Source organism: Opacimonas viscosa (assembly GCF_024199005.1).
GTDB classification, from domain to species: domain Bacteria; phylum Pseudomonadota; class Gammaproteobacteria; order Enterobacterales; family Alteromonadaceae; genus Opacimonas; species Opacimonas viscosa.
This window is the reverse complement of sequence record NZ_JANATA010000014.1, coordinates 79726-86266: the sequence shown is the minus strand read 5'-3', so window position 1 is coordinate 86266 and position 6541 is coordinate 79726. Positions and strand designations below refer to the sequence as shown.

The window sequence follows — 6541 nt, the reverse complement described above, 5'->3', positions numbered from 1 at the left end:
TGCGTTATTACCTTGGGTAATCAAGCTCGGGTAGTGGTGATTACCGGACGGACACCCTCATCTTGGCCTCATTTAGCATCCTGCGGATGCAAATCATTCGGCCAAGACGAGGTAGCCCTAGGGTATGGATAACCCACCCTATGCAGGCATACTCACTACAGGCCTAACACTCCAGCGCGTTATCTTATGTATCGTGACCATGATATGAAAACAAACCCCCACCAATGGTGACATCGGTCGCTGTGAACGATTTGGATCCGCAGGATCCTTAGTGAGCAGGGAGGGATGACGCCATCTAATAGGGTATGACTACTATTGATGATTGTTTTCTTGTTAATCTTTATGGCGTGATACAGGCCAAGTTTACTATATGACGAATACACTCAAACTATCTTATGACACTTCATTCAGTCCAGTGATTTAAACGCAGAAACTCTGTGCAACCCGATAACTTTAAGTCCTTATTTTCAGCTGGTGAAGAACAAGTTCTAGGCAAGTTATTAAATACTCCTTTTGATGGTAATGAGACTCAGCACTAATAGTTGACTCATGATTATTTAATCACTAATCTGGATAGCAACAACAATAACAATAAGTTTCTCTCATGCTTTTATCCACTTTAGACATATTTGTTTTCGTTATATATGTGCTTGGTTTAATTGGGTTAGCTACCTGGATTTCAAAAGAAGATAAGTCCCATCATAAAAACACTGAAGATTATTTTTTAGCAAGCAAATCATTACCCTGGTGGGCTATCGGTGCGTCTCTAATTGCAGCCAATATTTCTGCTGAACAAATCATTGGTATGTCAGGCTCAGGATATGCTATTGGGCTTGCGATTGCCTCATACGAATGGATGGCAGCTATAACGCTTATCATTGTTGGTAAGTATCTTTTGCCTATTTTTTTGCAGAATAACATAATCACTATGCCGCAATACCTCGAGCAGCGTTTCAATAGCAATGTGAAAACGACGCTCGCGATCTTTTGGCTAGGTGTCTATGTTTTTGTCAATTTAACAGCAGTGCTGTGGTTAGGTGGTTTAGCTATCCAAACAGTGGCAGGTGTTGATTGGCTAACAGGTATGATTTTCCTAGCACTCTTTTCAGTTGCATATTCGTTATACGGCGGATTAAAAGTAGTTGCCTTTACAGATATTATTCAAGTCGTACTATTAATTCTAGGTGGTTTGTTTCTAAGTTACCTCGGGCTGAATGCTGTCGGAGATGGGCAGGGTATTTTAGCTGGTTTCACTATATTGACTACTGAGCTACCTGATAAGTTTGATATGATTCTTTCCTCAGACAATGAGCATTATATGAGTTTACCCGGGCTCTCTGTGTTAATCGGTGGAATGTGGATCATGAATATTAGTTACTGGGGTTTTAATCAATATATTATCCAACGCGCACTTGCTGCAAAAGATTTAGCAGAGGCTCAAAAAGGCATAGCATTTGCCGCTTACATAAAGTTACTAATGCCAATCATTGTGGTATTACCTGGCATCACTGCACTCATTTTATTCCCTACTCTTGATAATCCTGATCAGGCCTATCCTTCGATGATGTCACTCATGCCTACAGGTATTAAAGGTTTGGTTTTTGCCGCTCTGATAGCAGCTATTGTGTCCTCTTTGGCTTCTATGACAAACAGTATCTCTACCATATTTACTATGGACTTATACAGTAAGATTAAACCAGGACGTTCGCAAACCCATTATGTCAAAGTAGGTCGGTTAACGACGTTGGTGGCCTTGAGTATTGCGTTGCTAGTTGCGCAGCCCTTGTTAGGGAATTTTGATCAGGCCTTCCAATATATTCAGGAGTTTACAGGGTTCTTTACTCCAGGGATTGTGGTGATTTTTCTGATGGGAATGTTTTGGTCACAAACCAGCTCTGCTGGTGCGCTCGGCGCAGCTTTGGGGTCTGCAGTATTTTCTCTGTTAGCAAAATTATACTGGGTAGAACTTCCTTTTATCGATAGAGTAGGTTTGGTATTTGTACTTTGTATCGCTATTTGCTTTATTATTTCAAAACTAAAGCCAGATGCGCAGCATAGTAATCAAAGCGTAGATTTAGTAGATGTCAGTTTTGCTACTAAAAGCACCTTTAATTTTGCGGCTTTAGGTGTCATCCTTATTCTAATCGCATTATATGCAACGTGGTGGTAAATCTAACTCATGTATTCAAATCGTCGTTATATCCTACAAATCCAACAAAATTATACTTTTGAGATCCTGCGCCCCTTACAAAGAGCCATTTTGGGACAGGGAGGTAAGGTGTTGTGGTTTGTTATTGGAAATGCCGTTGATACAACGAAATTTACACCCTATGAAGAGCATACAAGCAATGTTGATCTGGTAAAAGCATTTGCGCCTCATGCTGTATTTGTTACAGGTAATGTTGTACCTGATTTTATCCCAGGTTTAAAAGTGCAAGTTTTTCATGGCTTTGAGTGGAAGAAAAAAGGACATTTTAGGATCCGTGGTTCTTTTGATTTGTATTGCACCCAAGGACCTCTATTCACCCGTAAGTTCGCAGAGCTGGCAAAAGAAAACGGTGATTATTTTGATGTTGAGCAAACGGGTTGGCCGAAAATGGACAATATTTTTCCACTGTCCACTAATATAAATGTCGCGCCAATAGATAAAACCTCTAGTGAGCAAGAAGCAGCTCATGTCATAGCAAGTGACAAATCAGCTGCTTGTGAGTCTCCCGCTGACATGAGACCAGTGGAAACAAATAATGCAGATAAATCACCTAGCATTCTTTATGCTCCAACATTTTCTCCGAGTTTTAGTAGTGCCGTTACACTACGAGAAACAATTTTCTCGCTAGCGGCAAAACAGACATGGCAGTGGCATATCAAGTTCCACCCGAAACAGGACCCAGCGGTTATTCAAGCCTATCAAGTTCTGGCAGAAAACCATGAGAATGTCACTGTACATGGGAATGTTGACTTGATGAATTTGATTCAAGAAAGTGATGTAGTGCTCTCGGATACATCATCAGCGATTGCCGAAACTATTTTACTAGGCAAGCCGGTTGTGACGTTTAAAAACTCAGTACCTGATAAGTACTTATTCGACATTACTAAACCGGAACAACTAGAAAGTACTTTAGATAAGGTTATTCAAGGGTCTGCTGAGCAATCTGAGCTAATAAATGAGTTTGCCCTAGAATATCACCCATATAAAGATGGGAAATCCTCTGAGCGTATTTTAGATGTCGTAGAGGAAAAATTGCAAAACGGTTTACAGGCACCAAACAAAAAGCCCGCTAATCACGTCCGGAATCTAAAGTTACGCAAAACTTTAGGATATTGGAAGTTCTGGTAAAGAATGCTACTAAGAACCAATATTTACTATTCAGTTCTTTAATTATATTCTTTTTAGTTTCTGGATCTTTAGCCGTTATCGGCTTTTACTAAGTTATCTGATTTAACTATTCATTAGACTTCACGAAACTATTAACGTCTCTGTAACTATAAGAGTTCTGCTACTTATTGAATTTCACGCATTTTTTGTAAGGCTTCCATATGGGTCTGGAAGTTCATAATACAGCCAGTAAATAATTGTGGTAGTTCCTTTTCATAATACAAGTCACCTCTCCCTGGTTGTTTTTTAGCTAATTCAGGGAATGCGCCGTAACCAGCTAATAAGCAATGCCAAGATGTGGAACCGAAATGTGTCGCTAACTGCTGGCGGTGTATTTCTTGATTAATATCTCCTTTTCTAAACCATACATCTAAGATTTGTAAGAGTGATTCAGATAGATGATTGTTCTCACGATTTTCTCGCCAATAATCGGTATCTGTGCGCGTATTCAATTTATAATGCGCAACGATATAATCACGCACACGTTCAAAGCGTTCAGTAATCATTTCGTTAAAGATACCTTGTTGCTGAGTCCCAAAATTTCCGTTTTCATATTCATCCATAAATATTTCAACAGTCGTTTGTACTAAGTGCAACGCAGTTGCTTCTAATGGCTCTATAAACCCAGAAGCTAACCCAAGACCCAAACAGTTCTTAGACCAGTGCTCTTTGACTTGGCCAACGCGCATTTTGAGATGCCGAGCAGCCACATCATCTTTGATCCCTAAATGATGCCTAAATTCTTTTTCAGCTTCTTCTGGCTCCATAAAATCTGAGGCGAACACATATCCATTACCGGTTCGATGCGTTAACGGTATACGCCACGCCCAGCCGCAACTCAACGCGGTAGCTTCGGTAAATACAGGCGGTTCAGCTAAAGCTTCGGTTGGAAATACTACTGCAGAATCATTAAATAAATTAGACTTAAACGACTCAAATTCTACATCTAATGTCTTTTGCAAAAGCAACGATTCAAACCCACTACAATCAACAAAGAAGTCAGCATGAATATTCTCATGGTCACTACAAACCAAATGAGAAATTTCCCCTTGGCTACCAAGCAATGCGTGTTCTACGTTTGCTTGTATATGCACTACCCCGTGTTGTTTCGCCCTGTCACACAAGAACTGTCCCAGTAGTCCTGAATCAAAATGGTAGCCATACTCAATTTTAAAGGGAAAATTGGGTGGTGTAATAGGGGCTAAATTATTATGCGATAGCCATCCATTAAATAGGAATTTATCTGGTGACGTTTCGACATTGAGTCCGAGACGACGTGTCATTGAATTGGTATAAAATGCGCGTTCACTAAATGCGTCTAATTGGGAAATAAAGGGATGTGAGTAAGACGCTACACCGGATTCAGGACTCCAGTCGTTAAACTTGATATTAACTTTATAGGTGGCATTACAAAAAGGCATCCACTCATGTTCTGCAATGCCTAAATCGCTAAAAAAGCGACGCAGTGTAGGAGTTGAGCCCTCACCGACACCAATAATCCCAATGTCCGGAGCTTCTACTAAAACGATTTCGATATTGCGGTTTTGCCAACGGTGTGCAAACAGATTCGCTGTCATCCAACCAGCAGTACCGCCACCCAGGATGACAATTCTATGTGGTGTTTGTGACATGCTTAAACTCCTGTATACCGTTGTAAAAACTCATCATGAGGCATCAGTTTGGCCAATGGTTGTTGTTTTGCTATTTGTACCTTATTCAGCATAGCACGTAACTCATCACCTGATGGGACATTTGCGGCAGGATGGAAATCTTTTGGCTCTATACCTTGGCCTAGCATAACCTGTAGCCATGATGCATCTCGAAAAATATCATGTTGTTCGTCGAACAAACCGCCTACATCTCTAAATACATCTATTTTATCTTGTAGTCGCTGTGGTATTGGCAAGTTACGCATATCTTGCCAAAACTGGGAGTCATCTCTTTCATTGACAAAATAATGCAAGATAATGAAGTCCCGAATGGTCTCGTATTCTGTCTTACTTTCAGCGTTAAACGTATTAACCGCTGATTCGGTAATACCTTCATGTGGAAAAATCTTTAATAGCCTGACCACTGCAGATTGAATTAAATGAATACTGGTCGATTCTAAAGGCTCTAAGAAACCGCTAGCTAGTCCAACAGCAATGACATTCTTATGCCATTGTTTAGTGGTACGGCCGGTTTGGAATTTAATTTGTCTAGGGTCAGCTAATGGTTTGGTATCGAGATTGCCCATGAGTCGTTCTAATGCTTCATCATCTGACATGTAATCTGTTGAGTAAACGATGCCGTTACCATTTCGGTGAGTTAACGGGATACGCCATTGCCAGCCAATATCATGGGCAATGGAACGTGTATATGGTGCTGTTTGTGCATGTCTTTCAGTCGGTACTGCAATGGCACTGTTGGCCGCCAACCAGTGGGACCAATCTTCATATTCAACATTTAAGGTTTGTCCAATAAGCAGCTTACGGATCCCAGTACAATCGATAAATAAATCTCCTTCGATTTGCTTACCGGATTTGAGTTTCAGTTCTGTAATATAACCTGTTGTTTCATCGACTTTAATTTTATCAATAATCCCTTCGGTACGAACAACACCGGCAGCCTCTGATAATTTGCGTAAGTATTTGCCGTATAACGCTGAATCAAAGTGATAGGCATACGGCATGTCATACATGGGATTTTGGGTATTAATAATGTTGAATTTACCTTCTTTACAGCACAGATAATTCAAATCGTAATCCCATAGAGATGTTTTCATGCCTTCGCGATAAGCGCGTAGCCAATAGTGTTGAAAATTACAAAATCCCATATTGGTACCTGGTGCACCAAAGGTGTGTAAATAGCTTTCCCCTTTGACTCGCCAATTTTCAAATTGGATGGCTAACTTGATAGTCCCATTGGTTTCTCGTAAAAACTCTTTTTCGTCTAAACCGATAAACTTATTAAAAATTTGAATAGGAGGTATCGTCGCTTCACCGACACCAACGATACCGATATCTTCTGATTCAACCAGCTCTACAGCAATCATTTCACCTAACACTTTTTTCAGTAAAGTCGCTGCCATCCAGCCAGCGGTACCACCACCTGCGATAACCACTTTTTTAATCGGTTTTTGCATAGCAAAGTCCTTAGGTTTTATTTTATTTTGGAAACAAACTG

General features: G+C 40.4%; 4 protein-coding genes. 2 read left to right on the top strand and 2 right to left on the bottom strand.

From position 1 onward, the window contains the following. The first annotated feature begins 604 nt into the window (after nt 1–604). Both NLF92_RS08930 and NLF92_RS08925 read left to right on the top strand, forming a co-directional pair. Entirely contained in the window at nt 605–2170 is a 1566-nt protein-coding gene (locus NLF92_RS08930; protein WP_254100982.1) for a sodium/sugar symporter, read from the top strand. 9 nt (nt 2171–2179) lie between these two features. After that, the gene (locus NLF92_RS08925) at nt 2180–3337 is read left to right on the top strand and encodes a UDP-N-acetylglucosamine 2-epimerase (protein ID WP_254100980.1); all 1158 of its coding nucleotides are present in this window, start codon (nt 2180–2182) and stop codon (nt 3335–3337) included. A gap of 164 nt (nt 3338–3501) precedes the next feature. On the opposite strand, the gene NLF92_RS08920 is transcribed toward NLF92_RS08925, so the two are convergent. Together NLF92_RS08920 and NLF92_RS08915 are read right to left on the bottom strand one after the other, a co-directional pair. Further along, the gene (locus tag NLF92_RS08920; RefSeq protein WP_254100978.1) at nt 3502–5007 is read right to left on the bottom strand and encodes a tryptophan halogenase family protein; all 1506 of its coding nucleotides are present in this window, start codon (nt 5005–5007) and stop codon (nt 3502–3504) included. Nucleotides 5008–5009: 2 nt separating this feature from the next. Continuing rightward, on the bottom strand, nt 5010–6500 hold the full coding sequence (locus NLF92_RS08915) for a tryptophan halogenase family protein (protein WP_254100976.1): 1491 nt from the start codon (nt 6498–6500) through the stop codon (nt 5010–5012). Nucleotides 6501–6541: the final 41 nt, after the last annotated feature.

What these genes read in the sequence shown, in the direction of transcription:
- NLF92_RS08920 (WP_254100978.1), bottom strand. Translation starts at nt 5,007, where the DNA reads ATGTCACAAACACCACATAGAATTGTCATCCTGGGTGGCGGTACTGCT.
- NLF92_RS08930 (WP_254100982.1), top strand. Translation starts at nt 605, where the DNA reads ATGCTTTTATCCACTTTAGACATATTTGTTTTCGTTATATATGTGCTT.
- NLF92_RS08925 (WP_254100980.1), top strand. Translation starts at nt 2,180, where the DNA reads ATGTATTCAAATCGTCGTTATATCCTACAAATCCAACAAAATTATACT.
- NLF92_RS08915 (WP_254100976.1), bottom strand. Translation starts at nt 6,500, where the DNA reads ATGCAAAAACCGATTAAAAAAGTGGTTATCGCAGGTGGTGGTACCGCT.